This window comes from Acidovorax sp. DMC1 (assembly GCF_056314325.1).
The window spans coordinates 23,550-50,416 of the sequence record NZ_JBQUYO010000014.1; the positions used below are offsets into that span (position 1 = coordinate 23,550).

At 65.0% G+C, this 26,867-nt stretch carries 25 protein-coding genes and 1 pseudogene; 17 read left to right on the forward strand and 9 right to left on the reverse strand.

The genetic code is table 11. The features are described 5' to 3' along the window. Nucleotides 1-12 precede the first annotated feature (12 nt). The 8 genes and pseudogenes from maiA to mmsB all read left to right on the forward strand — a co-directional run. Complete coding sequence (gene maiA, locus ACT531_RS21130; RefSeq protein ID WP_476018698.1) at nucleotides 13-651, forward strand: maleylacetoacetate isomerase; 639 nt, start codon at nucleotides 13-15, stop codon at nucleotides 649-651. Nucleotides 652-717: 66 nt separating this feature from the next. Then, the gene (locus ACT531_RS21135; RefSeq protein ID WP_476018699.1) at nucleotides 718-1,773 is read left to right on the forward strand and encodes a Bug family tripartite tricarboxylate transporter substrate binding protein; all 1,056 of its coding nucleotides are present in this window, start codon (nucleotides 718-720) and stop codon (nucleotides 1,771-1,773) included. A 255-nt stretch (nucleotides 1,774-2,028) separates the two neighbouring features. Next, on the forward strand, nucleotides 2,029-3,552 hold the full coding sequence (locus ACT531_RS21140; protein WP_291444726.1) for a CoA-acylating methylmalonate-semialdehyde dehydrogenase: 1,524 nt from the start codon (nucleotides 2,029-2,031) through the stop codon (nucleotides 3,550-3,552). A 193-nt stretch (nucleotides 3,553-3,745) separates the two neighbouring features. Next, nucleotides 3,746-4,132, forward strand: coding sequence for a lysozyme inhibitor LprI family protein (locus ACT531_RS21145; RefSeq protein WP_476018700.1), 387 nt, complete (start codon nucleotides 3,746-3,748; stop codon nucleotides 4,130-4,132). Between the two features lie 45 nt (nucleotides 4,133-4,177). After that, nucleotides 4,178-5,344 carry an acyl-CoA dehydrogenase family protein gene (locus ACT531_RS21150; RefSeq protein WP_015014230.1) on the forward strand — a complete coding sequence of 389 codons (1,167 nt, stop codon included), beginning with the start codon at nucleotides 4,178-4,180 and terminating at the stop codon, nucleotides 5,342-5,344. Between the two features lie 64 nt (nucleotides 5,345-5,408). Next, the gene (locus ACT531_RS21155) at nucleotides 5,409-5,930 is read left to right on the forward strand and encodes a TfoX/Sxy family protein (RefSeq protein ID WP_476018701.1); all 522 of its coding nucleotides are present in this window, start codon (nucleotides 5,409-5,411) and stop codon (nucleotides 5,928-5,930) included. Nucleotides 5,931-5,963: 33 nt separating this feature from the next. Further along, on the forward strand, nucleotides 5,964-6,365 hold the full coding sequence (locus tag ACT531_RS21160; protein WP_476018702.1) for a DUF488 domain-containing protein: 402 nt from the start codon (nucleotides 5,964-5,966) through the stop codon (nucleotides 6,363-6,365). Between the two features lie 95 nt (nucleotides 6,366-6,460). After that, nucleotides 6,461-7,366 (forward strand): annotated as a pseudogene (mmsB, locus tag ACT531_RS21165) (3-hydroxyisobutyrate dehydrogenase); the annotation flags it as partial. 120 nt (nucleotides 7,367-7,486) lie between these two features. On the opposite strand, the gene ACT531_RS21170 reads toward mmsB, so the two are convergent. From ACT531_RS21170 to icd, 4 genes are all read right to left on the reverse strand, one after another. Continuing rightward, on the reverse strand, nucleotides 7,487-11,119 hold the full coding sequence (locus ACT531_RS21170) for an EAL domain-containing protein (protein ID WP_476018703.1): 3,633 nt from the start codon (nucleotides 11,117-11,119) through the stop codon (nucleotides 7,487-7,489). 18 nt (nucleotides 11,120-11,137) lie between these two features. Then, on the reverse strand, nucleotides 11,138-11,554 hold the full coding sequence (locus tag ACT531_RS21175) for a response regulator (protein WP_476018704.1): 417 nt from the start codon (nucleotides 11,552-11,554) through the stop codon (nucleotides 11,138-11,140). Further along, a complete protein-coding gene (locus ACT531_RS21180) occupies nucleotides 11,551-13,401 on the reverse strand; it encodes a PAS domain S-box protein (protein WP_476018705.1) in 1,851 nt (616 codons plus the stop codon). The genes ACT531_RS21175 and ACT531_RS21180 overlap by 4 nt, the downstream gene beginning before the upstream one ends. Before the next feature lie 387 nt (nucleotides 13,402-13,788). Further along, a complete protein-coding gene (gene icd / locus ACT531_RS21185; protein ID WP_476018706.1) occupies nucleotides 13,789-15,048 on the reverse strand; it encodes an NADP-dependent isocitrate dehydrogenase in 1,260 nt (419 codons plus the stop codon). 225 nt (nucleotides 15,049-15,273) lie between these two features. Between icd and ACT531_RS21190 the strand changes: the two genes are divergently transcribed. Then, nucleotides 15,274-15,477 (forward strand): hypothetical protein, encoded by a 204-nt coding sequence (locus tag ACT531_RS21190; RefSeq protein WP_015014238.1) that lies wholly within the window; start codon nucleotides 15,274-15,276, stop codon nucleotides 15,475-15,477. Between the two features lie 198 nt (nucleotides 15,478-15,675). Further along, nucleotides 15,676-16,215, forward strand: coding sequence for a DUF192 domain-containing protein (locus tag ACT531_RS21195; RefSeq protein WP_476018707.1), 540 nt, complete (start codon nucleotides 15,676-15,678; stop codon nucleotides 16,213-16,215). A gap of 172 nt (nucleotides 16,216-16,387) precedes the next feature. On the opposite strand, the gene ACT531_RS21200 is transcribed toward ACT531_RS21195, so the two are convergent. Together ACT531_RS21200 and xseA are read right to left on the reverse strand one after the other, a co-directional pair. Then, entirely contained in the window at nucleotides 16,388-16,969 is a 582-nt protein-coding gene (locus tag ACT531_RS21200; RefSeq protein WP_015014240.1) for a superoxide dismutase, read from the reverse strand. Between the two features lie 210 nt (nucleotides 16,970-17,179). Next, nucleotides 17,180-18,505, reverse strand: a complete 1,326-nt coding sequence (gene xseA / locus ACT531_RS21205) for an exodeoxyribonuclease VII large subunit (protein WP_476018708.1) — start codon at nucleotides 18,503-18,505, stop codon at nucleotides 17,180-17,182. A gap of 352 nt (nucleotides 18,506-18,857) precedes the next feature. On the opposite strand from xseA, the gene ACT531_RS21210 reads away from it, so the two are divergent. The 6 genes from ACT531_RS21210 to adk all read left to right on the forward strand — a co-directional run bounded on the left by ACT531_RS21210 (nucleotide 18,858) and on the right by adk (nucleotide 23,008). After that, nucleotides 18,858-19,505, forward strand: a complete 648-nt coding sequence (locus ACT531_RS21210; RefSeq protein ID WP_056062406.1) for a MotA/TolQ/ExbB proton channel family protein — start codon at nucleotides 18,858-18,860, stop codon at nucleotides 19,503-19,505. Nucleotides 19,506-19,510: 5 nt separating this feature from the next. Further along, complete coding sequence (locus ACT531_RS21215; RefSeq protein ID WP_015014243.1) at nucleotides 19,511-19,945, forward strand: ExbD/TolR family protein; 435 nt, start codon at nucleotides 19,511-19,513, stop codon at nucleotides 19,943-19,945. Between the two features lie 5 nt (nucleotides 19,946-19,950). Further along, nucleotides 19,951-21,060 carry a tetraacyldisaccharide 4'-kinase gene (lpxK, locus tag ACT531_RS21220; RefSeq protein WP_476018709.1) on the forward strand — a complete coding sequence of 370 codons (1,110 nt, stop codon included), beginning with the start codon at nucleotides 19,951-19,953 and terminating at the stop codon, nucleotides 21,058-21,060. 28 nt (nucleotides 21,061-21,088) lie between these two features. After that, nucleotides 21,089-21,271: a Trm112 family protein gene (locus ACT531_RS21225; RefSeq protein ID WP_015014245.1), complete on the forward strand. Its 183-nt coding sequence runs from the start codon at nucleotides 21,089-21,091 to the stop codon at nucleotides 21,269-21,271. Then, nucleotides 21,268-22,098: a 3-deoxy-manno-octulosonate cytidylyltransferase gene (gene kdsB, locus ACT531_RS21230; protein ID WP_476018710.1), complete on the forward strand. Its 831-nt coding sequence runs from the start codon at nucleotides 21,268-21,270 to the stop codon at nucleotides 22,096-22,098. Before ACT531_RS21225 ends, kdsB begins: the two co-directional genes overlap by 4 nt. Nucleotides 22,099-22,351: 253 nt before the next feature. Then, on the forward strand, nucleotides 22,352-23,008 hold the full coding sequence (gene adk, locus ACT531_RS21235; protein WP_015014247.1) for an adenylate kinase: 657 nt from the start codon (nucleotides 22,352-22,354) through the stop codon (nucleotides 23,006-23,008). A gap of 152 nt (nucleotides 23,009-23,160) precedes the next feature. Here adk and ACT531_RS21240 read toward each other — a convergent pair whose 3' ends face one another. From ACT531_RS21240 to ACT531_RS21250, 3 genes are read right to left on the reverse strand one after another with little or no spacing between them, the layout of a single operon-like run. Further along, nucleotides 23,161-23,631, reverse strand: coding sequence for a DUF6152 family protein (locus tag ACT531_RS21240; protein ID WP_108499902.1), 471 nt, complete (start codon nucleotides 23,629-23,631; stop codon nucleotides 23,161-23,163). Nucleotides 23,632-23,672: 41 nt separating this feature from the next. Continuing rightward, on the reverse strand, nucleotides 23,673-24,092 hold the full coding sequence (locus ACT531_RS21245; RefSeq protein WP_476018711.1) for a hypothetical protein: 420 nt from the start codon (nucleotides 24,090-24,092) through the stop codon (nucleotides 23,673-23,675). 20 nt (nucleotides 24,093-24,112) lie between these two features. Next, nucleotides 24,113-25,072, reverse strand: coding sequence for an asparaginase (locus ACT531_RS21250; RefSeq protein ID WP_476018712.1), 960 nt, complete (start codon nucleotides 25,070-25,072; stop codon nucleotides 24,113-24,115). Nucleotides 25,073-25,155: 83 nt separating this feature from the next. On the opposite strand from ACT531_RS21250, the gene lexA reads away from it, so the two are divergent. Further along, nucleotides 25,156-25,830, forward strand: coding sequence for a transcriptional repressor LexA (gene lexA / locus ACT531_RS21255; RefSeq protein WP_476018713.1), 675 nt, complete (start codon nucleotides 25,156-25,158; stop codon nucleotides 25,828-25,830). Nucleotides 25,831-26,867 lie beyond the last annotated feature (1,037 nt).

The window sequence follows — 26,867 nt, forward strand, 5'->3', positions numbered from 1 at the left end:
GAGGACCGCCCCATGAAGCTCTACAGCTTTTTCCGCAGCGGCACCTCGCACCGCCTGCGCATCGCGCTCCACCTCAAGGGCCTCACGCCCGACTACGTGCCGGTGGACCTGCGCGTGGACGAACAGGCCGAAGCACCGTTCAAGGCCATCAACCCACAGGGCCTGGTGCCTGCGCTGGAGCTCGACAACGGCCAGGTGCTGATCCAGTCACCCGCCATCATCGAATGGCTGGAGGAGCGCTATCCCACGCCCGCACTGCTGCCTGCCGACCCGCTGGCCCGCGCCCATGTGCGCGCACTGGCCGCCATCGTGGGCTGCGATGTGCATCCCATCAACAACCGCCGCATCCTGCAAACGCTGCGCAAGCAGTTTGGCGCGGACGAAGCCGCCATCAACGCCTGGTGCGCCACCTGGATCACCGCCGGGTTTGACGCCATCGAAGCCCTGCTGGCCAAGGACACCACGCGCGGCAGCTACTGCTATGGCGGCGCGCCCAGCCTGGCCGATGTGTACCTGATTCCGCAGGTCGAAAGCGCCCGCCGCTTTGGCGTGGACATGGCCGCCTGGCCGCTCATCCGCGCAGTGGATGCCGCCTGCGCCGAGCTACCCGCCTTTGCCCGCGCCGCCCCTGCGGTCCAGCCAGACGCCTGACGCGGCCCCGACACCGCAGCCACCACCGGCACACCCGCATTCATCACTACAACCAGGAGACAAACCATGCCCACCTTCCCATCCGCCACTTCGGCGCCCCACCTAAACGCCGTCAGGCTCAAGCAGCGCGGCCTGCGCCGCCGCACCCTCGCCACCGCAGCCCTGCTGCTGGGCGGCGCCAGCGCCACCGGCCTGGCCGGGGCCCAGGGCAGCGCGCCCGCCTTTCCCAGCAAGCCGGTCACCGTGGTCACCGCATTCGCCGTGGGCAGCGGGCCCGATGCGGTGCTGCGCCTGGTGGCCAACAAGCTGTCGGTGGCCTGGAAGCAAAGCGTGACGGTAGACAACCGCCCCGGCGGCGGCGGCTTCATCGCCATCGAGGCCGCGCGCCGTGGCGCGCCGGACGGCCACACCCTGCTGCAGCTGGACAGCGAACACCTGTCCGCCCTGCCCCACCTCTACAAGCAACGCAACTTCCAGACCTTGCAGGTCTTCGACCCGGTGGCGCCGCTGTTCCGCACGCCGTTCCTGGTCGCCGTGCCCACACAGTCCCCCTGGAAGAACATGGGCGACCTGATTGCGGCCGCCAAGAAGGGCCAGGGCGCGGTGAGCTACGGTTCGTGGGGCGTGGGCAGCCCAGGCCACCTGGGCGGTGAGTGGCTGGACCTGGTGGACGGCACACAAATGACCCATGTGCCGTTCCGCGAGGTCAGCCAGCTGTTCACCTCGGTTGCCAATGGCGACCCGGCCTGGAGCCTGGCCAGCATTCCGTCCAGCCAGGGCATCTACAAGGCCGGCAAGATCCGCTACCTGGCTGTGGCGGGCCCGCGCCGCATTGCGCAGCTGCCCGATGTGCCCACCCTGGCCGAGGCCGGCGGCCCCGCGCAGGTGGATGTGAACTCGTTCGTGTCCCTGCTGGCCGTCAAAGGCGTGCCCGCACCGGTGCGCGCCCAGATCCACGCCGATGTGCTGAAGGTGCTGCAAGAGCCCGAAGTGCGCGAGAAATTCAACACCTTTGCGTTCGAGCCCCTGTCGTGGTCGGTCGAAGAAATCCAGCGCCAGGCCGGGGTGAAGTCCGAGCAGTACAAGCTGCTGATCCAGAAAGCCAATATCAGCCTGGAGTGACGGCCAGGGGCCTTGCGCCTGCACAACCTGCCGAATGACCCTCGCGCCCGCCTGGGGCCTTGCACCGTACATGCGGGCAAGGCCCCGGGCGGGCGCTGTGCCGTGAGGCCAGCACAAGCAGGTTGGTGATGTGCAAATATGCAAAAACAAAGTGCAATTTTCTCTATTGCACCAGCAATTTCGCACAGCTAACATGGCGCAGTTCGAGGCACCTTGCCGCACCCCTGCACGCATTTTTTCCAGGAGACACACCCCATGAACGCACCCACTTCCCAGGCCGTGCTGGCCCCCACCGTCAAGCTGTTGATCGGCGGCCAGTTCGTCGAATCCAAGACCACCGAATGGCGCGACGTGGTGAACCCGGCCACGCAAGAGGTGCTGGCCCGTGTGCCCTTTGCCACGCAGGACGAAATCAATGCCGCCGTGGCCTCGGCCAAGGAAGCGTTCAAGACCTGGAAGAAGACCCCCATCGGCACCCGCGCCCGCATCTTCCTCAAGTACCAGCAGCTCATCCGCGAAAACATGGCCGAGCTGGCCGCCATCCTCACGGCCGAACAGGGCAAGACCCTGCCAGACGCTGAAGGCGACGTATTCCGTGGTCTCGAAGTGGTCGAACACGCTGCCAGCATCGGCAACCTGCAACTGGGCGAGCTGGCCAACAACGTGGCCGGTGGCGTGGACACCTACACCCTGCTGCAGCCCCTGGGCGTGTGCGCAGGCATCACCCCCTTCAACTTCCCCGCCATGATCCCGCTGTGGATGTTCCCCATGGCGATTGCCACGGGCAACACCTTCGTGCTCAAGCCCTCCGAGCAAGACCCCATGGTGACCATGCGCCTGTGCGAGCTGGCGCTGCAAGCCGGCATCCCCCCTGGCGTGCTGAACGTGGTGCACGGCGGCGAAATGGCCGTGAACGCAATCTGCGACCACAAGGACATCAAGGCGATCAGCTTTGTGGGCTCCACCAAGGTGGGCACGCACGTGTACAACCGCGCCAGCCTCAACGGCAAGCGCGTGCAATGCATGATGGGCGCCAAGAACCACGCCATCGTGATGCCTGATGCCAACAAGGAACAAACCCTGAACGCCCTGGCCGGTGCCGCCTTTGGCGCCGCAGGCCAGCGCTGCATGGCGCTGTCGGTGGTGGTGCTGGTGGGCGAGGCGCAAAAGTGGATTCCCGAGCTGGTCGAGAAGGCCAAGACGCTCAAGGTGAGCGCTGGTGTGGAAAAGGGTACGGATGTGGGTCCGGTCGTGTCGTGCGCCGCACTGTCGCGTGTGGAAGGCCTGATCGAGCGTGGCATTGCCGACGGCGCCAAGCTGGAACTGGACGGCCGCAAGCCCCAGGTGGCCGGCTACGAAAAGGGCAACTTTGTGGGCCCCACGGTGTTCAGCGGCGTCAAGCCCGGCATGGCCATCTACGACCAGGAAATCTTTGGCCCCGTGCTATGCCTGTCTGCCGCTGCCGACATTGACGAAGCCATCGAATTCATCAACAGCAACCCCAACGGCAACGGCACCGCCATCTTCACCCAGTCGGGTGCGGCCGCCCGCAAGTTCCAGGAAGAGATCGACGTGGGCCAGGTCGGCATCAACGTGCCAATCCCCGTGCCAGTGCCGCTGTTCTCCTTCTCGGGCTCGCGCGCTTCCAAGCTGGGCGACCTGGGCCCCTACGGCAAGCAGGTCGTGCTGTTCTACACGCAGACCAAGACCGTGACAGCACGCTGGTTTGATGACAGCACCATTTCGCATGGTGTGAACACGACGATTAGCTTGAAGTGACATCCCCCTGAGGCCCTTCGGGCCTTCCCCCTTCTCTTGCATCGCTGCGCGATGCGGAAGGGGGACGCCACCAGCGCGGCGGGGCGGCCCTTGCGCGGTGGCACTGGCCTGGGCCGCGCCGGTTTTTGCGGACAGTTGTCGGTGGTAAAAGCGAGGCATGCAACTTTTCAAGACGAAGAAGCGGGGATTGGCAATGGTCTTCAGCCTCGGTGCTGTTTGCGTGATGCTGATGGGTGCCAATGCCCACGCCCAAGCCGGTGCCGCCTGCAAAACCGGTGGCACGGTGGAAGAAACCAACGCCTGCGCCGTGCAAGCCTTCCAGGCGGCCGATACGGAGATCGCCGTCCTTTACGGCGACGTGATGCGCGCCCTTTCGGCCCACGAGCGGCCCCAACTGCGGCAGGAGCACACCGCCTGGCAGCGTGCGCGCACCACGCGCTGCAAGCAGGCGCAGCGCAGCAACGAATCGCAACCCCAGTGGCCGCGCCTGTACCACGAGTGCCTCACGGCCGAAACCCAGACGCGCCGCAAAGGCCTGATGCGCTGGCTGACGCTGGACCACCCGTCCGCCAAGCCATGAACACGCCCCACCCCAGAACAACAAAAAGCCAAGAGACAGAACACCATGGACTTTGAACTCACCGAAGAGCAGCGCGCCTTTGCCCAGACTGCGCGCGACTTTGCCCAGGCAGAGCTGGCACCCCACGCCGCGCACTGGGACGAAGAAGGCATCTTCCCCAAAGAAGCCATCGCCAAGGCGGGCGAGCTGGGCTTTTGTGGCCTGTACGCCCCCGAAGCCGCCGGTGGCCTGGCCCTGCCACGCCTCGACGCGACGCTGGTCTTCGAAGAAATGGCGGCGGTAGACCCATCCACCACCGCCTTCATCACCATCCACAACATGGCCACCTGGATGCTGGGCACCTGGGCCACACCCGCCGTGCGCGACCACTGGGGCCCGCTGCTGACCACCGGCGAAAAGCTCGCGAGCTACTGCCTGACCGAGCCCGGCGCAGGCTCCGACGCCGCCTCGCTCAAGACCCGCGCCGAACTGGTCGGCAACGAATACGTCATCAACGGCGCCAAGGCTTTCATCAGCGGTGCAGGCAGCACTGACGTGCTGGTGCTCATGGCCCGCACGGGTGATGCAGCATCGGGCGCCAGCGGCATCAGCGCCTTTGCCGTGCCCGCCGACACCCCCGGCATCAGCTACGGCAAGAAGGAACAGAAGATGGGCTGGAACAGCCAGCCCACGCGCACCATCAGCTTTGACAACGTGCGCATCCCTGCCGACCACCTGCTGGGCCGCGAGGGCGAAGGCTTCAAGATCGCCATGAAGGGTCTGGACGGCGGCCGCATCAACATCGCCACCTGCTCGGTGGGCGCAGCCCAAGGCGCGCTCAACGCCGCGCAGCAGTACATGCAAGACCGCAAACAGTTTGGCAAACCCATCGCCAGCTTCCAGGCCCTGCAGTTCAAGCTGGCCGACATGGCCACAGAACTGGTCGCAGCGCGCCAAATGGTGCGCCTGGCCGCCAGCAAGCTGGACGCCGGTGCGCGCGACGCATCCACCTACTGCGCCATGGCCAAGCGCTTTGCCACCGACGCAGGCTTTACCGTGGTCAACGAGGCCCTGCAACTGCACGGCGGCTACGGCTACATCCGCGAATACCCGCTGGAGCGCCTGCTGCGCGACGCACGTGTGCACCAGATTCTGGAAGGCACCAACGAAATCATGCGCGTGATCATTGCGCGGCGCATGCTGGATGGGGATGCCACCGAGGCCATCCGGTAGCTACAACATTCATAGCTATTCAGGCATATTCCACTAGCGCTACCGGCATTTTTTTACTCACACCATGCCCGCCCGCCCGCTGTCTGACGAAACCCTGCACCTGATCGACGCCGTGCGCACGGCGCTCGCGCACCGCAGCGATGTGGAAGAGCGTGCCCTGTTTGGAACGCACGCCTTCTTCGTGGACGGCAAGATGTGCATCGCCGTCAAGGGCGAGGAGCTGCTGGTGCGGTTACCTCCGGAGCGGCATGGCGAGTTGCAGGAGATGCAGAACACACGCGAACTCTCTCCGGGCGGCGGGATGAAGGGCTACTTCTGGGTGGAGGCCAACGGCTTTTCCACCCGGGCGCAATGGAGCTTCTGGATCGACGAAGCACTGGCCTACAACCCGCACGCCAAGGCGGCATCGCCCAAGAAAAAAAGGGATGCCACCAAAGCCCGGCCAGCTACTGCCAAGACAGTCGCAGCAACAGGCACGCGCGCGAAAAGCGCGCCAAGCGCGACCACCAAGGCCGCCAAGGCCGCCAAGCCCCCTGCCAAAAAGCCCGCAGCCAAGAAGCACAGCATTTTCGAAGCCGACGACTGACTCGCCCCTCCACACCCCACCCGGAGCCCCACCATGCCCCTTCGCATCGTCCGCCTTGGCACCCCGCGCGCCGCTGGGGAAGGCACCCGCATCGGCACCGTGCGCCGCCCGCCGCGTGGCGTGCCCAAGGCCGAGTTCGCCAGCCGCGACTACTACGACGTGTGGTACCCCCTGCTCTCCCCCAGCGCCGACCTCATGGCCCAGGGGCAGCAGGTGCCCAGCGGCCAAGAAGGCGACAAGGCATGGGAGGCCTTCGCCAAGCAGTTCCGCAAAGAACTGGCCCAGCCCGAGGCCAGCCGCACGCTGGATTTGCTGGCCGCGCTGTCGCACCACAGCGCCATGTCGCTGGGCTGCTACTGCGAAGACGAAGCGCGCTGCCACCGGTCGGTGCTCCGCGCTGAGCTGGCGGGCCGCGGAGCAGACATTACCGATTGATTTCCGATGTTTTTGGGCTCAAGCGCTAGATGAATATGCGCTGGTAGCTATCAAATTCATACCAAACCCGAACCCTTTTCTTTCACCATCACAACGACATCCAGGAGCAACACAGCATGAAAATCGCATTCATCGGCCTCGGCAACATGGGCGGCCCCATGGCACACAACCTGCACAAGGCAGGCCACGAAGTGCGCGCTTTCGACCTCTCGCAACCCGCCCGCGACAAGCTGGCCGCAGACGGCGTGCCCATCGCTGCTGACGCCAAGGCGGCAGTCGCAGGCGCCGAAGTCGTCATCAGCATGCTGCCCGCCAGCCAGCATGTCGAAGGCCTGTTCCTCGGCGCGGGCGAGCTGCTGGCCCAGCTGCCTGCAGGCACGCTGATCATCGACTGCTCCACCATCGCAGCCGCCACCTCCCGCAAGGTGGCCGAGGCCGCCAAGGCCAAGGGCGTGGCCTTTATCGACGCCCCCGTGTCGGGCGGCACCGGCGGCGCCATTGCAGGCACCCTCACCTTCATGGTGGGCGGCGATGCGGCCGACCTGGAACGCGCCCGCCCCGTGCTCGAAAAAATGGGCGCCAACATCTTCCACGCAGGCAGCGTGGGCGCAGGCCAGACGGCCAAGATCTGCAACAACATGCTGCTGGGCATCCTGATGGCCGGCACCAGCGAAGCCATTGCCCTGGGCGTGGCCAACGGCCTGGACCCCAAGGTGCTGAGCGAAATCATGCGCCGCAGCTCGGGCGGCAACTGGGCGCTGGAGAAGTACAACCCCTTCCCCGGCGTGATGGAAACCGCGCCCGCCAGCAAAGGCTATGCAGGCGGTTTTGGCACGGACCTGATGCTCAAGGACCTGGGGCTGGCGCAGGAGAACGCGATGGCGGTGAAGGCCGCCACGCCGCTGGGGGGCATGGCTCGCAATCTGTATGCGGCGCACAGCCTGGCAGGCCACGGCGCGCTGGATTTCTCCAGCATCATCAAGATGGTGCAAAAGGGCTGAAAGCGAATACGCTGAGGACCAAGGACTGGGGGCGCTGCTGATCTTTGCGCCCCCTTCGTCCACCGGGGGCCTCACGCCGCACCCACCATGCCGACCTGCAGGTCGGCATTTTTTTGCCCGCTATTTCGCCACCAGGGTCTGGAGAAACTGCGCCTCAAACACCTCGGCAGGCACCGGCTTGCTCAACAGGTACCCCTGGATCTCGTCGCAGCCCAGCAGTGCCAGATGGCGGGACTGGTCCTCGGTCTCCACCCCTTCGGCGACCACCTTCAGGCCCAGCGAATGCCCCAGGTTGATGATGGTGGAGACCAGCGCCACGCCCTGCGGGCCCGAGGCCATGTTGAGGATGAAGGACCGGTCGATCTTGAGCGTGTCCACCGGCAGTTTGGCCAGGTAGCTCAGCGACGAGAACCCCGTGCCGAAGTCGTCTATGGCGATGGTGATGCCCATCTCGCGCAGTGCATGCAGGCTGGCGGTGCTGTGCTGCACGTCATCCATGACCATGCTTTCGGTGATCTCCAGCTCCAGCCCGGCGGCCGCCTGGGCGTCGTGGGCCACGGCGTCGCGCACCTCGGCAATGAAGCCCCGGTGCCGCAGCTGCAGAAACGACACATTGACGGCCACCCGCAGGGGCGCAAGCCCTGCCTGGCACCAGCGCAGGTTGTCGGCCAGGGCCTGGCGCAGCGCCCAGCGGCCCACGTCGTAGATCAGGCCGGTTTCCTCCAGGATGGGGATGAACTGCGCGGGCGGCACCAGCCCCCGGCGGGGGTCGTTCCAGCGGATCAGGGCCTCGGCGCCGGCGATGGCGCCCGAGGCCAGGTGCTGCTTGGGCTGATAGTGCAGCACGAACTGGCCCTGTTCCAGCGCGTCGCGCAGGCGCCCCTCCAGGCTCAGGGCTTCGGCCACGCGGGTGTTCATCTCCGAGGTGTAGAACAACAGGCTGTCGGCCGAGGCTTTGGCCTTGTTGAGGGCTGCCTCGGCGTTGCGCAGCAGGGTTTCTGCATCGGCACCATCCATGGGGTACAGCGCAACACCGGCCTTGGCGGCCATGCGCAGCTCGGTGCCGCCCAGCACAAAGGGCGCATCAAAACAGGCGCGCATCAGGCCATCCAGTGCCAGCGCCACCGCGCCCGCATCCCGCGCGTCGGTCACGGCGATGCCAAAGCTGTTGACGCCAATGCGAGCCACGTCGTACGCGTCGCCCGCCGCCTGCTGCAGCCGCTGCGCCACATGCTTGAGCAGTTCGTCGCCCTCCTGGCGCCCCAGCGTGTCGTTGACGAACCGAAACCGGCTGATGTCCATGAGCCCCATGCCGAGCAGCGTCTTGGCGCCTTCGCGTGGCCGCAGGTGCTGGCCGCTCCGCTCCAGGAACAGGGTGCGGTTGGGCAGGCCGGTGATGTCGTCGTAGTACGCCAGGTAGTTCAGCCGCTCTTCCTTGTCGAGGTGGTCCATGGCAAAGCCGATGTCGCCCGCCAGCTCGGTCAGCAGGTGCATCTCGTCATCGTCAAAGAACCCGGCTTCGTCGGCAAACAGGGCGATCACGCCGACCACCTCGTGCGCCACCAGCAGGGGCAACACGGCCATCGACGCCACGCCGCGCGCGGCCAGCTCCTGGGGGACGAGGATGCGCGGGTCGTTCTGAATGTCCTCACACACCACGGACTGCCGGGTGCGCACCACGCTGGCGCTCAGGCTTTCGCCCTCTCTCGGGGTTTCGCTCAGCCACAACCGGCGCCGCACATGCATGAGGAACTCCGCCCCGGCCCCGGCAAGCGCCACCGGCACCACCTCTTGCAGGGCGTGGTCCACGCGGCCGATCCAGGCGATCTTGAACTGGCCGTGCTCCACCGCAATGCGGCAGGCCTCGCGGAACAGCTCGTCGCGCTGGCGCACCCGCACGATCAGGGTGTTGATGCCGCTGAGCACGGCATACACGCGGTTCAGGCGCTTGATGCGCCGCTCGGCGTCGCGGCGTGCCGTAATGTCCTCACCCAGGGCCGCCACCCCCGTCACCTGCCCGCCCACGGAGCGCAACACGGTGTTGTTCCAGTGCACCAGGCGCCGCTCGCCAGACCGGGTCAGGATCTCGTTGTCGTAGTGCCAGGCCGACGGCCGGTCGGCCAGCACGTCGGCAAAGACGCTGCGCACATCGCCCGTCTCGGGCGGCACGAACAGGTCGAACCAGTTGCGGCCAAACACCTCGTCGCGCTGCCAGCCCGTGAGCCGCAGCAGGTAGTCGTTGCAGTAGGTGATGCGGCCTTCACAGTCCAGCATCAGCGAGATCATCTCGACCTTGTCGAGCATGTCGTTGAAGCGGCGGTCGCTTTCGTGCAGTTCTTCTTCGGCGCGCTTTTCCTTGGTGATGTCCTGGATGGTGTTGAACCAGCGGCCCAGCTCGCCCCGGCCCGCTTCGTCCTCCAGTGGCTCCATCACCTGGCGCAGGTACAGCGGCTGGCCGTCGCCACGCACAACGCGGTAGGTGAAGTCCATGCGTGCGCCCTGGTGCGCCGCCTGCAGCGCGTGGCGGCGGAACATGTCGCGGTCATCGGGGTGCACCAGCGCCAGCCAGTCGCGGGCAGAGCGGGGCATGGCGCTCTCGTCCCGCCCCAGCATGTCGGGCAAGGTGTCGAGCCAGCTCTCAAAGGCGCCGTCAGGCCCGCTAATGACGTGAGATATCTTGGCCAGCGCCTGGGCCCTGCGCAGGCTGGCCTTGTTGGCACGCAGGGCATCCACAGCCCGCTGGCGCTCTTGCACCTGCACCTGCAGTTGCTCGGCGTGCTGCTGGATCTCCTGGTACAGGCTGCCGTTTTCGTAAATACGGCCCACTTGCGCGCCCAAGATGGCCAGGACTTTTTCGTCGTCGGCGCTGAAGGCGTCCGCCCCCTGTTTGTTGGCCAGGCACAGCCAGCCGTAGGAGAACGACAGCGACACGATGGGCGCGATCACTGCCGTGTGCACCGGCGGATATCCGGCGGGCAAGCCCAGCGCCACCGGGTCACCCCCTGCATTGACCAGGCGGTGGGGCCGGCGTTCCGCCCGCAGCTGGCCCAGCAGCCCATGCGACACCACGGGCAGATCAACAGGCCCGTTCTGCAGGGCCGGGTCCATGCCGCTGGTGCAGGTGATGGCGCCGTCGCTGTGCTTGCGCACCACGCACAGCACGGCGTACTGCGCGCCCACCAGCTCGCGGGCACCACGGCACACATTTGCCAGCAGGACCTGCGGGTCGCGCTCTGAGGCCAACTGCAGGTTCAGGTCCGTCAGCGCGGACAGGCGCCGGTTCATGGCTGCCAGCTCGGCCATGTTGCCGGTGAGCTTGTCCGTCATCAGCTGCAGGTGGCGGGTCTGAAAGCTGTGCTCCAGCGCCACCGAGGGCTGGTGGCGGATCTGCGTGAGCGCCTGTTCGATGGCCGCCAGAATGTCTTGCGGCTCGCAGGGCTTGAACAGCACCTGGGTCACACCACAGGCCTCGGCGAGGCGCAGGGCCTCTTCCTCCTGGTAATGCGCGCTGCACAAGATCACCTGCGTGGCCGCCAGGCCGTGGTCGGAGCGCAGTTGCCGTACGAACTCAAAGCCGTCCATGGTCGGCATCAGAATGTCGGAGATCACCAGGTCCGGCCGCTCGGCACGGACCACGGCCAGCGCCTCGGCGCCATCGGCAGCCTCCAGCGCCTGGTGGCCACTGTGCCCGATGAGCGTGACCACCAGCGCGCGGTTGGCGGGGAGGTCATCAACGACGAGGATCTTTGCCATGCTGTACGTGCTGGGAGTTCAACCTGATTGAGGCGGCGGGGCCTGCCGGGCACTGGCCAAAAACGCCTCGATCTGCTGCACAAAGGTCTCGGGCGTGATGGGCTTGGACAGGTGTTCATTAAAACCGACTTCGAGGGCCTTCTCACGGTCGCCAGGCATCGAGAAGGCCGTCACTGCCACCAGAGGCACCACCCGCCAGCGCGGGCTGGACCGCAGGCCCCGGGCCACTTCGTAGCCGTTCATCACGGGCATCTGCAGGTCGCACAGCACGATGTCCGGCCCCTCGGCCAGCGCCAGGTCCAGCCCCACGGCGCCGTTCTCAGCGGCCAGCACCCGGTGGCCGGCGGCTTCAAGCAGATAGGTGACCAGCATGCGGCTGGCGTCATCATCCTCGATGACCAGAACGGTGGCGGGATGGGTGGTGGTGATCGTCATGCCAGGCGCTCCGGCAATTGCAGGGTGAAGGTGCTGCCCAGGCCCTCGGTGCTGTCAAAACCCAGCGTGCCGCCCAATGCCTCGGCCAGCTTGCGGCTCAGGTGCAGGCCGAGGCCCGTGCCCTCATGGTGGCGGCGGTCTGCACTTTCCACCCGCGAGAACGCCTCGAACAGCCGGGGCTGCTCCTGCAGCGGTATGCCCGGGCCGGTGTCCTGCACACGCAGTTGCACCGCGCGGCCGGTGGGCAGCTGCAAGTCCTGCAGCACCACATCCACCCGCCCCAGTTGCGTGAACTTGATGGCGTTACCCACGAGGTTGATGAGAATCTGACTGAGCGCGCGCCGGTCGGTGAGCAGCAAGACATCGACCGGCGGCGTGTGCACCGCAAAAGCCAGGCCCTTGCGCCGTGCCTCCAGTTCCAGTGTCGCAGACACTTCTTCGATCAGGGTCTTGCAGTCCACGGGCTCCAGGTTCAGCGTGACCTTGTTGGCGCTGAGCTTGGCCACATCCAGCAGATCGTTGATGAGCGACAGCAGGTGCTTGGCGCCTGTCTGCACGATGCGCAGCTGCTTGTCCTGCTCGGCATTCAGCGGCCCGGGCAGCTTCATGAGCAGCGTACCGGTAAAGCCGATGATGGCGTTGAGGGGCGTGCGCAGCTCGTGGGACATGCTGGCCAGAAAACGGTCTTTCACCAGGGCCGCGTTCTCCAGCTCCAGGTTCTTGTCACGCAGCACTTGTTCGATGCGCTTGCGCTCCGTCACATCACGGATGGCGCTGGAGACAAACAGGCCCTCCTCCGTCTCCAGCGGGCTCAGGCTGATCTCGACCGGGAACTCGCTGCCGTCCTTGCGCAGGCCGTGCAGCTCCAGCCCTGCCCCCATGGAGCGGGTGCGGGGTTCGGCAAAAAAATTGCGCCGGTGGTCAGGGTGTCGGGCGCTGAAGCGCTGGGGCACGAGCAACTCGATGGGCTGGCCCAGCAACTCGTCGCGGCTCCAGCCGAACAGTTTCACCGCCTGCGAGTTGACGAGGACGATGTGCCCTTCGCGGTTGACGATGACCATGGCGTCGGGCGCGGCCTCCAGCAGGTCCTTGAACTTCTGGTCCGCACGCTTGCGGTCGGTGATGTCGCGGATGGCACTCATCACCATGGTGCCCTCTTCGGTGTCGATAGGGCTCAGGCTGATCTCGACCGGAAACTCTCCACCATCCTTGCGCAGGCCGTGCAGCTCCAGCCCCGCGCCCATGGTGCGGGTGCGCGGCTGTCCGAAAAACCCGCTGCGGTGGCCCAGGTGGGCGCCGCGGTAACGGTGGGGCAGCAACACCTCCACCGCCTGCCCCAGCAGTTCAGCACGGGGATAGCCAAACACCCGCTCGGCCTGGGAGTTGACGAGCACGATGCGCCCGGTCACGTTGACCATCACGATCGCATCGGGGGTGGATTCGAGCAGATCGCGAAACCGCGCCTCCAGCAGCTTGGCGTCGCGCTGCACCTTGAGCTGTGTGACATCCTTCTTGCTCGACAGGAAGTACAACACCTGACCACTGGCATCGCGCACGGCCTTGGTCGATACATTGACATGCACCAGCGAGCCGTCCTTGCGACGGCGCACCGCCTCTTGCACCGAGGTACCCAGGCGCAAGGCCTCGGCTCGGAAAAGGCCCTCTTCGTGCGCGCGGCCCTGGGGCACGATGAGGTCGAGGACGGAGCGCCCCTGCACTTCGGCCTGTGAATAGCCAAACATCAGCTCGGCCGCCGGATTCCACTCCAGCACCACGCCCTGGGGCGACAGCACCAGCAATGCATCTGGGTTTTGCTCCCAGTACGCGGCAGAAAATTCAGTCGCCATGCAGCACTCTCGCTCCGGGTGGGGTTGCATCGCAGTGCTGGCTGTGCCTGGGTGCGCCCTGCGTTGGCCCCGGTGTCGGTGTTTTTGGTGTGGGTGGTGAGGGCACACAGCACTTTCACCATGCTGTGTACTGTTGCCACCCCTCGCCACATTGCGTGGCCCCAGCTCCAAGACGGCAGGGGCAACGCAATGCGACGAGAGCGCCGAACCATATTAGGGGGGAACGCGGCAAAACTCCAATACTGAAGTGCCAACGATGCAGGTCACCTCGATCCGCTGCAAAGCGCAACGGCCACGACCCAAAACAGAAAGCCCCCGAACCCATCAGTGATCGGGGGCATCAACATATCACCGGCCGCCCCGTGTGGGTGGCGGCGCTGTGCGGTCTTACATGTTGTCGATCATGACCTGTCCGAACCCGGAACAGCTCACCTGGGTGGCTCCTTCCATCAGGCGGGCAAAGTCGTAGGTCACCTTCTTGGAGGCGATCGACTTTTCTAGCGAGCTGATGATCAGGTCTGCAGCAGTGGTCCAGCCCATGTGGCGCAGCATCATCTCGGCCGAGAGAATCTCGGAGCCGGGGTTCACGTAGTCCTTGCCCGCGTACTTGGGCGCGGTGCCGTGGGTGGCTTCAAAACAGGCCACCGAGTCGGACATGTTGGCGCCAGGGGCAATGCCGATGCCGCCCACCTGCGCGGCCAGCGCGTCAGAAATGTAGTCACCATTCAGGTTCAGCGTAGCCACGACTGAATACTCGGCCGGGCGCAGCAGGATTTGCTGCAGGAAGGCATCGGCGATGCTGTCCTTGATGGTGATCTCCTTGCCGTTCTTGGGGTTCTTGAGGCGGCACCAGGGTCCGCCGTCGATGAGTTCAGCACCGAATTCTTTCTGCGCCAGCGCATAGGCCCAGTCGCGGAAGCCGCCTTCGGTGTACTTCATGATGTTGCCCTTGTGCACGATGGTCACGCTGGGCTTGTCGTTGTCGATGGCGTACTGGATGGCCTTGCGCACCAGGCGCTCGGTGCCTTCGATGGACACTGGCTTCACGCCCAGACCGGACGTGTTGGGGAAGCGGATCTTCTTGACACCCATCTCGTCCTGCAGGAACTTGATGAGCTTCTTGGCCTTGTCGGACTCGGCTTCAAATTCGATGCCAGCGTAGATGTCTTCCGAGTTCTCGCGGAAGATCACCATGTTGGTCTTTTCAGGCTCCTTCAGCGGCGAAGGCACGCCCTTGAAATACTGCACCGGGCGCAGGCACACATACAGGTCCAGTTCCTGGCGCAGCGCCACGTTCAGCGAGCGGATGCCGCCGCCCACCGGCGTGGTCAGCGGGCCTTTGATGGAGACCACGTACTCGCGCAGTACCTGCAGAGTTTCGTCGGGCAGCCACACATCGGGGCCATAGACCTTGGTGGACTTTTCGCCCGCGTACACCTCCATCCAGTGGATCTTCTTTTTGCCGCCGTAGGCCTTGGCCACGGCCGCATCGACCACCTTGATCATGACGGGCGTGATGTCCAGGCCCGTGCCGTCACCCTCGATGAACGGGATGATGGGCTCGTCCGGCACATTCAGGGACATGTCGGCGTTGACGGTGATTTTCTGGCCTTCGGCAGGCACCACGATGTGCTGGTAGGTGGTCATGGGTGGGGAGTCTCCGGTATGCGCCGAGTCTGATTCGGTCGATGAGGGGCAAAGCGAGGAAAAGATGCACCGCCACAGGCATGGCAGTGTGGTTTCAAACCATTCTAATGACAAAAAATTTCGTGGAAGACCCTGTCAACGGGCCGTGCGCTGCTATCGTTGCGAGTGGAGCCGTACGGAATTCGTCCGGCCCTTCAACCTTCGTTCACACTGGAAACGGCATATATGAAAAAACTCCTCGCTGTCCTCGTGGCCGGTCTGTTCACTGCTGGTGCTTTTGCACAGGCACCCGCAGCCGCCCCTGCCACCACCACTCCTGCAGCCGCTCCCATGACGGCCCAGGCAGCAGCTCCGGCCACCAAGAAGGTCGCCAAGAAAAAGACCCACAAAAAGGTCGCCAAGAAGAAAACTGCCCACAAGGCCGCCTGAACCAGCTTTGCAAGGCCTGCCGTACCCGCCACTGGGCCCTCAGGCCTTCGCTGATTCAAAACCGCCCGCTCCTGCGGGCGTTTTCTTTGGTGGCGCAGACGCCCTGCGCACCGCCTGAACTTTTCGCGACCGCTGCAGTCCGTCCCTGGCGCAGTTGCCGCACTTCGTGTTGTCTTTTTTTGCCAGAAAGCCCCGCCCATGACCGCCTCACGCGCCCTCCCAGCCTTCCCGCTCGCCGCCCTGCGCGCGGCGACCGGTGTTCCTAGTCGCGCCCGCCGCGCCGTCGGGGCCTGGTGTGCTGGGCTGGTGGTGGGCGCACTGGCGGTGCCCGCCGGGGTCGCCCAGGCGCAGGAAGGTCCCCAGATGAACCTGCGGCGCGTGGAGCTGACCGCTGGCATGCACCGCATCGATGCCCAGGTCGCCCTCACCCCGCAGGAGCGCCAGACGGGCCTGATGTACCGCAAGGAAATGCCCGCGCACGAGGGCATGCTGTTTGTGTTTGAACAGCCCTCGCAGCAGTGCTTCTGGATGAAGAACACCTTGCTGCCGCTCACGGCGGCCTTCATTGCCGATGACGGCACCATCGTGAACCTGGAGGACATGAAGCCCCAGACACTGGATTCGCACTGTTCGGCCAAGCCCGTGCGCTACGTGCTGGAGATGAACCAAGGCTGGTTTGCCAAGAAGGGTATCAAGGCCGGGGCGAAACTCGGCGGGACCCCGTTTGCCCGGCAGTAAAGCAAGCGGCGGCTGACGCTATATTTTCAATAGCAGCACAGGCATGATTCACTAGCGCATCCGGTCGAAAAGACTTCAACTTTTCTGTGGAGCAACAAAAAACGGCCCGAGGGCCGTTTTTTGTTGTCAGTGCGATGTGGACAGAACTCCACACCGCGACTGCCTGGAGCGGTCAAGCGAAGTTGGCTTCAGCAAACTTCCAGTTCACCAGCTTGTCGAGGAAGGTTTCGACGAACTTGGGACGCATGTTGCGGTAGTCGATGTAGTACGCGTGTTCCCACACGTCCACCGTCAGCAGGGCCTTATCGGCGGTGGTCAGGGGCGTGCCAGCGGCGCCGGTGTTCACGATGTCCACGCTGCCGTCGGCCTTCTTCACCAGCCAGGTCCAGCCCGAACCGAAGTTGCCCACGGCGGACTTCACAAAGGCTTCCTTGAAGGCGGCGTAGCTGCCCCACTTGGCGTTGATGGCTGCGGCCAGCGCGCCCGAGGGCTCACCGCCACCTTGCGGAGCCATGCAGTTCCAGAAGAAGGTGTGGTTCCAGATTTGCGCAGCGTTGTTGTAGATGCCGCCGCTCGACTTCTTGACGATCTCTTCGAGCGTCATGGATTCGAACTCGGTGCCCTTTTGCAGGTTGTTGAGGTTCACCACGTAGGCGTTGTGGTGCTTGCCGTGGTGGTACTCCAGGGTTTCCTGGCTGTAGTGCGGGGCCAGGGCGTCGATGGCGTAGGGCAGCGGGGGAAGGGTGTGTTCCATGGTGGTGTTTCCTCGTGGTTTGAAATTCTGGGATGCCGTCTGCAACGCGGGCTTTCCTGAGCAATGCAGTCGGACACAGCGCGAAGGGGGCATTGTAGGAACATCAGGTGACCTGTGCAGCATGTGGGCTCCCGGTTCCCCACCCGCAACGCCACAAACCGCCGCTGTCCTACAAAAACGCTCCTGCCGCCCTCGCCCTCCGCGATCCGCTCACAGCAACCGTGGCTGCGACACCGTCACATCCACAGCGCCGTCGGCCAGCGTGGCCCGCAGCGCGTCGCCCGGCTGGGCCTGGCGCACGCTGGTCACCGCCTGGCCGCTGGTGTCGGTCAGCAGCGCATAACCGCGCTGCAGCACGAGGCGCGGGTCCAGCAATTCCAGCCGCAGGGTGGCACGCTCCAGCCGCTCGGCGTTCTGCGCCACGCTGCGTTGCAGAGCCTGGGGCAATTGGGCCTCCAGCGCTTGTTGGCGCTGCGCCAGGCGCTGCATTTTCAGGAGCACCCCATGGCGCATGCGCTGCGCAAGGCGCGCCAGTTGCAACTGCTGGCGCGCCACCAGGCCCGAGGGGCGTCCCAGGCGGGCGGCGGCCTGGTCCAGGCGCTGCTGACGGGTATCGAGCTGGCGCTGCACGCCATCGCTGAGGCGGCCTGCGAGCAACTCCAGCGCTCCCAGCCAGACTTCGCGCGGCTGGGCCACCAGCTCGGCCGCCGCCGTGGGCGTGGGAGCGCGCAGGTCGGCGCAAAAGTCGGCGATGGTGAAATCCGTCTCGTGCCCCACCCCGCTGACCAGGGGCACCGGGCTTTGCACGATGGTGCGGGCCAGTTGCTCGTCGTTAAAGGCCCACAGGTCCTCGATGGAGCCGCCCCCACGCACCAGCAGAATCACGTCAATGGGTGGATTGGGATTCGAATCACCCCCCTGCGCCCGCCCCGCTTGCGCCAGTAGATACAGTTTTGATAGCGCCGCAATGATCGACGGCGGGGCGGCCACACCCTGCACCTGCGCGGGCACCAGCACCACCGGAATGTGCGGCACCCGGCGGCGCAACGCAGTCACCACATCGTGCAACGCAGCCGCACCCGCCGAGGTGACCAGGCCAATGCCGCGCGGCTGCAGCGGCAGCGGGCGCTTGCGCGCCGTGTCGAACAGGCCTTCGGCGTCGAGCTGCGCCTTCAGGCGCAGGAACTGCTCGAACAGCGCGCCCTGCCCCGCACGCTGCATGCTCTCCACGATGAACTGCAGATCGCCCCGCGCCTCATACACACCGAGGCGCCCGCGCACTTCCACCAATTCGCCATCGCGCGGCGAAAAGTCAAGCAGCGTGGCTGCGCGGCGGAACATGGCGCAGCGCAACTGCCCGTTGGCGTCCTTGATCGAAAAATAACAATGACCGCTGGACGCGCGCGAGAAGCCCGTGATCTCGCCGCGCACCGCGACAGGATTGAAGCGCGCCTCCAGGGCATCAGCAATGGCGCGGCACAGCGCGCCAACTTCCCAGATACGGGGCGCCGCTGCTGGGCTTGAGCGGTCAAACATGAGAAATGGCGCGCGTTGGCGTGGCGCCCCCCATGCGAGTACTCCACAGTTTCGAGCCAGCGGGAGTTACCTTCAAACTGGGCACCCCAATCGGCTGCAAAACACGAGAGCACGTGCAAGTTGTTGATTTATATACATTTTTCACTGCACAATTTTTCATCAATCTGTTGCAAGCACGGCGCGAAGCCACTTTGCGAGGCTGTGGATATGGGTTGCCCACAAAGTTATCCACAGTTTTTGTGGGTGAGCGCGGTGATGGGTGGCGTGCGCGATAACGTAACGGTTTGTGACGCGGTGGCCGCCGCAAGCTAGGCCATAATCGCCGATTGCTTTCATCTGCGCGGAGAGAGATTTGCTGTCCATCATACAAGCCGCAGGCTGGCCCATCTGGCCCCTGATCGCGTGTTCCGTCCTGGGACTGGCACTGATTTTTGAACGTTTTCTGGCCCTGAAAACGGCCCGCGTGGCCCCCCCCAAACTCCTCGACGAAGCCATCACGGTGTCGTCCAAGGCCTTGCCTACCCCCGACGTGGTGAACCAGCTGGCCCAGAACTCGGCCCTGGGTGAAGTGCTGGCCAGCGGCCTGCGTACCCTCAACAGCAACCCCCAGTGCAGCGAAACCGACCTGCGCGCCGCCATGGAAGGCACCGGCCGCGCGGTAGCGCACCGGCTGGAGAAGTACCTGTCGGCCCTGGCCACCATCGCTTCAGCCGCGCCGCTGCTGGGCCTGCTGGGCACCGTCATCGGCATGATTGAGATCTTTGGCTCGCAGGCTGGCGGCGGCGGTGTGGGCCAGGCCATGGGTGGCGGCAACCCGGCCCAGCTGGCGCATGGCATCTCCATCGCGCTCTATAACACCGCGTTTGGCCTGATCGTGGCGATCCCCTCGCTGATCTTCTGGCGCTACTTCCGGGCCCGCGTGGACGCGTATCTGCTCACGCTGGAACTGGCATCGGAGCAGTTCGTTCGCCACATCCTGCGCCTGCGCAAAGCCAAATAAGCGCCATGAACTTTCGCCCCCGCGCCAAGGATGAGCCCGAGATCAACCTGATCCCGTTCATCGACGTGCTGCTGGTGATCCTCATCTTTCTGATGCTCACCACCACCTACAGCAAGTTCACGGAGCTGCAGCTCACCCTGCCCGTGGCCGATGCCGAGCAACAGCGCGACCACCCCAAGGAAGTGATCGTGTCGGTGGCCGCAGACGGCCGCTACGCCGTCAACAAGACCGGCGTGGAAGGCAAGAGCGTGGATGCCATCGCCCAGGCGCTGCGCACCGCCGCCACCGCAGGCCGCGACAGCGTAGTCATCATCAGCGCCGACGCCATGTCGCCGCACCAGTCCGTGGTCACCGTGATGGAGGCCGCGCGCCGCGTGGGCCTCACGCAGATCACGTTCGCCACGCAGTCGTCCGCGTCGGGCCGCGCGGCCAGCCGCTGACGGGAATGGCCGCTTCAGGGCCGCAGCCGCCCCGGGCTTCGGCCCCGCAAGCCCCTCCGCCCTCCTCTGCCACGGCCGAACAGCGGCTGCAGAACATCTGGCAGTCCCGGGGTCCAGCGGCGTGGGCGCTCTGGCCCGTCTCTCTCATGTATGGCGCCTTGGTGGCCCTGCGCCGCTGGCTGTACCGCCGGGGCTGGCTTCGGTCCGAGCACCCGGGCCGCCCTGTCATCGTGGTGGGCAATGTGATTGCCGGAGGCGCCGGTAAGACCCCGGTGGTCATCGCACTCGTCAAACACCTGCAGGCGCGTGGTCTGCGCCCGGGCGTGATCTCGCGCGGCTACGGTCGCAGCACACATGACTGCCGTGCCGTGCAACCCGACAGCCCTGCCAGCGAGGTGGGCGACGAGCCGGCCTTGATTGCCCGCAGCGTAGCGGGGGGCGGCACGGTGCCCGTGTTTGTGGCCCCACGGCGCATCACCGCCGCACGCGCGTTGCTGGCAGCCCAACCCGATACCGATGTGATCGTCTGCGATGACGGCTTGCAGCACCTCGCACTGCGGCGGGACCTGGAGATCTGCATCTTCAACAACCAAGGCATCGGCAACGGCTTTCTGCTGCCCGCAGGCCCGCTGCGGGAGCCCTGGCCCCGCCCCGTGGACATGGTGCTGCATGCAGGCAGCGCACCGCCGCGCGGCACCACAGCGCTGGCATTTGCCCTCCAACGCAGCCTGGCGCCCTATGCCGTGCAATCGGACGGCCACCACGTGCCACTGGCACAACTGCAAGGGCAGCCCCTGCATGCGGTGGCCGCTGTGGCCCGACCCGCCGAGTTCTTTGCCATGTTGCGCAACCAGGGCCTGACGCTGGAGCACACCGAGGCCTTACCCGATCACTATGATTTTGATAGCTGGCAGCGCATATCCGACCAGCGCTTACGGCTAGTTTGTACAGAAAAGGACGCGGTGAAGCTCTGGACGCGCTATCCGGACGCGCTGGCCGTGCCGCTGGCCACGCAACTGGACCCGCGCTTTTTTGTTGCCCTGGATGACTGGCTGAACCAGATCAATCCCAGCCCAGGAGGCAAGAAGCCGCCGCTATCATCTGCCCCTGCCTGAACGAACCCACCCGGAAAGCCTCTCCCCCATGGACCCCAAACTGCTTGAACTGCTGGTCTGCCCCGTCACCAAAGGCCCTTTGACGTATGACCGCGAGGCTCAGGAACTCGTCTCGCGCAGCGCGCGGCTGGCCTACCCGGTGCGCGACGGAATCCCGGTGCTGCTGGAGAACGAAGCCCGCCCCCTGACCGACGAGGAACTGGAGCAGTGAGCGCCCCCGTGGCCACTGCCGCCCACAGCCCCTTTACCGTGCTGATACCGGCACGCATGGCGTCGAGCCGCTTGCCCGACAAGCCCCTGGCCGACATTGCGGGCCTGCCCATGGTGGTGCGCGTGGCCCAGCGCGCTGCGCAGAGCGCCGCAGTCCGCGTGGTGGTGGCTGCAGACGACGCCCGCATCCTGCAAGCCTGCGCAGCCCATGGTGTGGCAGCCGTCATGACCCGCGCCGACCACGCCAGCGGCAGTGACCGGCTGGCCGAGGCCTGCACACAACTGGGGCTGCAGGGCGACGATATCGTTGTCAACGTGCAGGGCGACGAACCGCTGATAGACCCCGCACTCATCAACGCCGTGGCCGCCCTGCTGCAAGACCACGGTGGGCAGCGACCCGAAGCCAGCATGGGCACCGCCGCCCATGCCATCGCATCCCTGGCCGACTACACCAACCCCAATGTGGTGAAGGTGGTGCTCGACGCGCGGGGCCTGGCCCATTACTTCAGCCGCGCGCCCATCCCTTTTGGGCGCGACCATGCGGGCACGGCCTGGTGGCAGGGTGCAGCACAGGCCGCCCAGCCCGGCGTGAAGGCACTGCAAGGCTTCGCACCGCTACGCCACGTAGGCATCTACAGCTATCGCGCGGGGTTTCTGCGGGAGTTTCCACAACTGGCGCCTGCGCCGACCGAGGCCATCGAGGCGCTGGAACAGCTGCGTGCACTGTGGCACGGCCACCGCATCGCCGTTCACCTGGCAGACGCGGCGCCGGGCCCTGGCGTGGACACGCAAGAGGACCTGGAGCGGGTCCGCGCGCTGTTTCGCTGACAGTTTTCAGGCGCCAACGATCCGCGTTGGCGTGCATGTTGGATGCATCCGGGGTCGCACAGATGACCCTTGCAGCGCTCCCATGGAGGCACCGGCCGAGAAACGGTCACCCATGTAAGTCCGCGCAAGGTGCTCACATGCTATCCTCAACTGTAACGAGAGCACCGCATCCCGGGCGCACAGAACGGCTTCAGGCGCCCTTCGAACGTCCCCGCCAGCGGCGCCACCCGATTTCTAACCTTCGAGGACATCCATGAGACTGATTCTGTTGGGCGCGCCTGGCGCCGGAAAGGGCACGCAAGCCACGTTCATCTGCCAGAAGTACGGCATCCCCCAGATCTCCACCGGTGACATGCTGCGTGCAGCCGTCAAGGCCGGCACCCCCCTGGGCCTGCAGGCCAAGGCCGTGATGGACTCGGGCGCCCTGGTCAGCGACGACATCATCATCGGTCTCGTCAAGGAGCGCATCACGCAGCCAGACTGCGCCAACGGCTTCCTGTTTGACGGCTTCCCCCGCACCATTCCCCAGGCCGACGCCATGAAGGCAGCTGGCGTCAAGCTCGACTACGTGCTCGAAATCGATGTGCCCTTTGACGCCATCATCGAACGCATGAGCGGCCGCCGCTCGCACCCGGCCAGCGGCCGCACCTACCACGTCAAGTTCAACCCACCCAAGGTCGAAGGCAAGGATGACGTGACCGGTGAAGAACTGATCCAGCGCGAAGACGACAAGGAAGAAACCGTCAAGAAGCGCCTGCAGGTCTACAGCGACCAGACGCGCCCCCTGGTGGACTACTACAGCAACTGGGCCAAGGCCGAACCCGCTGCAGCGCCCAAGTACCGCGCCATCAGCGGTACGGGCAGCGTGGACGAGATCACCGCACGCGCGCTGCAGGCGCTGGCCAGCTGATGCAATGAACCAAGGGCCAAGATCCGCCTGACCCGGGTTGGGCGCTCAAGCCTCCTGAAAGCGACGCACTGCACCAGGGCGTCGCTTTTTTCATGGAACGCCCCGCCGCGCGGTGGCCGCGACAGTCGCCCGCTGCGGGCACGTGCCTGGCATCAGGCGGGGCTGGACCGCAAGCCGTAGGCCTTGCCGTCCACAAACAGGTATTCGGCGCGCAGCACTGCCTCGCCCTTTTCGTCCCGCAGGCCAAAGCCCACCACAGACACGGCCGTACCCGGCTTGATCTCAGGCACCTGCCAGGCCTGCATGCGGGTCAACGGAGCCAACTCAACCTCCCAGACGCGGTCCTTGCGGGTGGGCAGCACGGTTTTGGCTAGCAGTGCGCGTCCGTCCACCGGCGCGGTCTGCGCAGGCACAGACCGCTGGGCAAGATCTGAAGGCAACCGGAGCGCAGCGGGCAATTCGAGCTCCAGCTCTGCATGCGGGTTTTGCCACCGCACCTTGCGCGCCGTGCCCTCCAGATACAGCGGTCGGTCCGCATCAAAACTGCTCCAGCCGTGGTGCGCGTGTGCCCCCAAAGGCAAGGCACCAGCGGCGATCAGCACATGACGACGTTGCAAGCCCATAAAGACTCCCGTAGGAATAAAACCCGGTTCAAGGGGTCATATCAAAGGTACGCAATCCAGCGGCCACAGGCCACCACCGACAGCCAGATCACGGTGGACACCAGCATCTGCACGCGCGCCAGCCCGTCCAGGCGTGCAAGCGAACCGCGTGCATGAAACCACGCCGCGTTGCAGCCCGCAAGCATTAACAACAGCATCTTCAAGGTGAAGGCGCGGTTGCTGAGCAGCTCCGCAGGCTGGGTGGCAAACATCAGCAGCCCCGACGCTGCGGCCAATCCAAAGCCGCACAGCGCCAGGGAGAGACTCTGCCGCGCGAGGTCCTTCACCGGCAATGCCGCACCACGTCCGAAAACCCGCACCTCCAGCAGCGCCAGATTACCCAGCAGCAACGCAATGCCGATGATGTGGACGACCTCCAGCGCGGGGTAAGCCCAGGCGTGTGTCTTGAGTGCGGTGAACACGGCTGCCGGCCCTTTTTAGATCAATGCATCCGCAGCAAATCCAGCATCAGGGCAACCCGCGCCTTCACCGGCGACAGGCCTTGCGAGGCGGGAAGCACATCACCCGGCTTGGGCAGCACCTGCCCCTCCGCGCAGCGGGTGGAGCGCACCACCCGCACTCCGGCGTTCTGCGCGCGCACCAAAGCAGCCTCCAGATCGTGGTGGATCGTGCCATTGCCGGTGCAGGCCACCACCAGGCCCTGCACGCCCTCTCGCACCAGCGCATCCACCGCCCTGCCCGATGCCCCCGCATGGTTCATGACGATTTCCACCCACGGCCAAGTCGCAGCGCTCACTATATTATTCATAGCACCAACGGCATTATTTACCGGCACTACTGGGCTATTGCATGCCCAACGGACCACACTCTCTTCCACCCACCCCAGAGGTCCAGCATCCCCCGAGCTGAAGGCATTGACGCGGTAGGGATGCACTTTTTGCACATGCCGTGCGCCATGCACTTCACCCGCAGCAACGGCCAGCACACCTGTTGCACCGGGTGCCAATACCGTTGCCACCGCGTCCAGCAGGTTCTGGGGGCCATCGGGGGTCAAGGCTGTGGCAGGCCGCATCGCGCAGGTCAGCACCACGGGTTTGGCGGCGTCCAGCACTTCGTGCAAAAACCACGCTGTTTCTTCCAGGGTGTCAGTGCCGTGGGTGATGACCACCCCCCTCACCTCCGAGTCATTCAGATGGTGGGCGCAACGCAATGCCAGCGTGCGCCACACCTCGCCATCCATGTCCTTGCTGTCGATCTGCGCAACTTGCTCTGCAACCAAGGCGCCGCCTGCCAGAGCCTGCAGACCGGGCACGGCCGTCAGCAGTTGTTCCACGCCCACCTGCGCGGCGGTGTAGCCAATGTTGTCCCCCGCTTGGGCCGAGGTGCCCGCAATCGTGCCACCGGTGCCCAAAACCACAATTTTTTGCCCACTCACTTGCATACTCCGAAAAACTGGTGAAAAATACAGTTACTGGATTAAAAAACAGTTGTTCATCACTGTAACCGCCTGCACCGGAAACCACCATGCTCGACAACCCCAAACTCACCGCCCGCCAGCAGCAGATTCTGGATCTCATCCAGACCGCTATCGCACGCACCGGCGCGCCTCCCACCCGCGCAGAAATCGCGGCCGAGCTGGGTTTCAAGTCAGCCAACGCGGCAGAAGAACACCTTCAGGCGCTGGCCCGTAAAGGGGTGATCGAGCTGGTCAGCGGCACCTCACGGGGCATCCGCCTGCGCAGCGACACGGTGCGCTCCATCAACGCCGCGCGCGGCAGCCAGTTCAGCCTGCCCATCCCGGGCCTGTCGCAACTGGTCTTGCCTTTGGTCGGCCGGGTGGCTGCGGGATCGCCCATTCTCGCGCAGGAACATGTAGACCAGACCTACAGCGTAGAAAACAGCCTCTTCCAGCACAAGCCCGATTACCTGCTCAAGGTGCGGGGCATGTCCATGCGTGACGCGGGCATCATGGATGGCGATTTGCTGGCCGTTCAGTCCACCCGCGAAGCCCGCAACGGCCAGATCATCGTGGCCCGCCTGGGTGACGACGTCACCGTCAAGCGCCTTCGCCGCACCGCCAACGCCATTGAGTTGCTGCCCGAGAACCCCGACTATCCCGTGATCGTGGTGCAGCCGGGTGAGCCCTTCGAGATCGAAGGCCTGGCCGTGGGTCTTATCCGCAACACCATGCTGATGTAGCACGCGCTCAGGGGCCGCACCGTGGGTGGCGGGCGTTTGGTGGACAGATTCTGATCAGTACACCAGCCCTGCGATGCGGGTCCCGTTGAGTGCCAAAAACTCCCAAGCTATGTGTGATGAATCGGCGGAGCAGCTGCCTGCACCGCAGGGGATGGTCTCGCGCTGCTTTTGGGTGTTCTGGTACTCAGCCACTTTGCAATCCTGCCTATGTTCAACCCCCGACTTTCGGAGTTTTCACATGGGAATTGCTTTGTTCACCCTTTCTGCCCTGCAGAGCCCTGTTCGCAGCCTCAAAAAGCTGTTTGCGAGTGCGGAGCTAGCGTCTGCAGACAAGACGACCCTACCGGCGCAAGCAGAGACAAGAGAGTCCACTGAATTTGTGAATGCATCGCCCTTGGTCTTGCAAAGAAGGGATGCACACGTTACGGCACTTCATCGTGCAGAAGAGCACCAAGGACAACGCGCTCCTCGCGGGAACTGGCCTTTTACGACCAAACCACCTGCACGAACGCCAGAAAGTCCTGCCCGTTTGCCCGACACGCATCGCTCTTTTCTGCCAACGCACATGGCCGGCAGCAAACGGCAAGCTTTCCTATCAGCGGTGGGTACGGCTTCCTGCGGCCCCCGAACAACCAAAGTGCTGCGCCGGGCTTCAGACGCCGCAGGTACCGGACGTCTGGTGATTGCAGGCCGCATGGCAGATGTCTGCGCAGAGCTGGACCGTTTGGCGGCATCCGAGGCTGTCAGAGCCTGATTTACTGGACATTGCGAGCGGCCTAAGGTGGAAAACGCTACCTAATACCGCCCACGATGACGGCCTCCCCTTCACGTTAAGGAGCTAACTCCGATGAGGTGGTGTGAGGATTGCACCCAAAGCTTCAAGGCTGGTACTGAGCCTTACCCGATCTTGATCGACACAAAACACTGACGCCAGCCTGCGCCAATCGTGCGGTCGTGCGGTCGTGCGGTCGTGCGGTCGTGCGGTCGTGCGGTCGTGCGGTCGTGCGGTCGTGCGGTCGTGCGGTCGTGCGGTCGTG

Coding starts and splice junctions, on each gene's coding strand:
- maiA (WP_476018698.1), top strand. CDS start 13: ATGAAGCTCTACAGCTTTTTCCGCAGCGGCACCTCGCACCGCCTGCGC.
- ACT531_RS21135 (WP_476018699.1), top strand. CDS start 718: ATGCCCACCTTCCCATCCGCCACTTCGGCGCCCCACCTAAACGCCGTC.
- ACT531_RS21140 (WP_291444726.1), top strand. CDS start 2,029: ATGAACGCACCCACTTCCCAGGCCGTGCTGGCCCCCACCGTCAAGCTG.
- ACT531_RS21145 (WP_476018700.1), top strand. CDS start 3,746: ATGGTCTTCAGCCTCGGTGCTGTTTGCGTGATGCTGATGGGTGCCAAT.
- ACT531_RS21150 (WP_015014230.1), top strand. CDS start 4,178: ATGGACTTTGAACTCACCGAAGAGCAGCGCGCCTTTGCCCAGACTGCG.
- ACT531_RS21155 (WP_476018701.1), top strand. CDS start 5,409: ATGCCCGCCCGCCCGCTGTCTGACGAAACCCTGCACCTGATCGACGCC.
- ACT531_RS21160 (WP_476018702.1), top strand. CDS start 5,964: ATGCCCCTTCGCATCGTCCGCCTTGGCACCCCGCGCGCCGCTGGGGAA.
- ACT531_RS21170 (WP_476018703.1), bottom strand. CDS start 11,119: ATGGCAAAGATCCTCGTCGTTGATGACCTCCCCGCCAACCGCGCGCTG.
- ACT531_RS21175 (WP_476018704.1), bottom strand. CDS start 11,554: ATGACGATCACCACCACCCATCCCGCCACCGTTCTGGTCATCGAGGAT.
- ACT531_RS21180 (WP_476018705.1), bottom strand. CDS start 13,401: ATGGCGACTGAATTTTCTGCCGCGTACTGGGAGCAAAACCCAGATGCA.
- icd (WP_476018706.1), bottom strand. CDS start 15,048: ATGACCACCTACCAGCACATCGTGGTGCCTGCCGAAGGCCAGAAAATC.
- ACT531_RS21190 (WP_015014238.1), top strand. CDS start 15,274: ATGAAAAAACTCCTCGCTGTCCTCGTGGCCGGTCTGTTCACTGCTGGT.
- ACT531_RS21195 (WP_476018707.1), top strand. CDS start 15,676: ATGACCGCCTCACGCGCCCTCCCAGCCTTCCCGCTCGCCGCCCTGCGC.
- ACT531_RS21200 (WP_015014240.1), bottom strand. CDS start 16,969: ATGGAACACACCCTTCCCCCGCTGCCCTACGCCATCGACGCCCTGGCC.
- xseA (WP_476018708.1), bottom strand. CDS start 18,505: ATGTTTGACCGCTCAAGCCCAGCAGCGGCGCCCCGTATCTGGGAAGTT.
- ACT531_RS21215 (WP_015014243.1), top strand. CDS start 19,511: ATGAACTTTCGCCCCCGCGCCAAGGATGAGCCCGAGATCAACCTGATC.
- lpxK (WP_476018709.1), top strand. CDS start 19,951: ATGGCCGCTTCAGGGCCGCAGCCGCCCCGGGCTTCGGCCCCGCAAGCC.
- ACT531_RS21225 (WP_015014245.1), top strand. CDS start 21,089: ATGGACCCCAAACTGCTTGAACTGCTGGTCTGCCCCGTCACCAAAGGC.
- adk (WP_015014247.1), top strand. CDS start 22,352: ATGAGACTGATTCTGTTGGGCGCGCCTGGCGCCGGAAAGGGCACGCAA.
- ACT531_RS21240 (WP_108499902.1), bottom strand. CDS start 23,631: ATGGGCTTGCAACGTCGTCATGTGCTGATCGCCGCTGGTGCCTTGCCT.
- ACT531_RS21250 (WP_476018712.1), bottom strand. CDS start 25,072: ATGCAAGTGAGTGGGCAAAAAATTGTGGTTTTGGGCACCGGTGGCACG.
- lexA (WP_476018713.1), top strand. CDS start 25,156: ATGCTCGACAACCCCAAACTCACCGCCCGCCAGCAGCAGATTCTGGAT.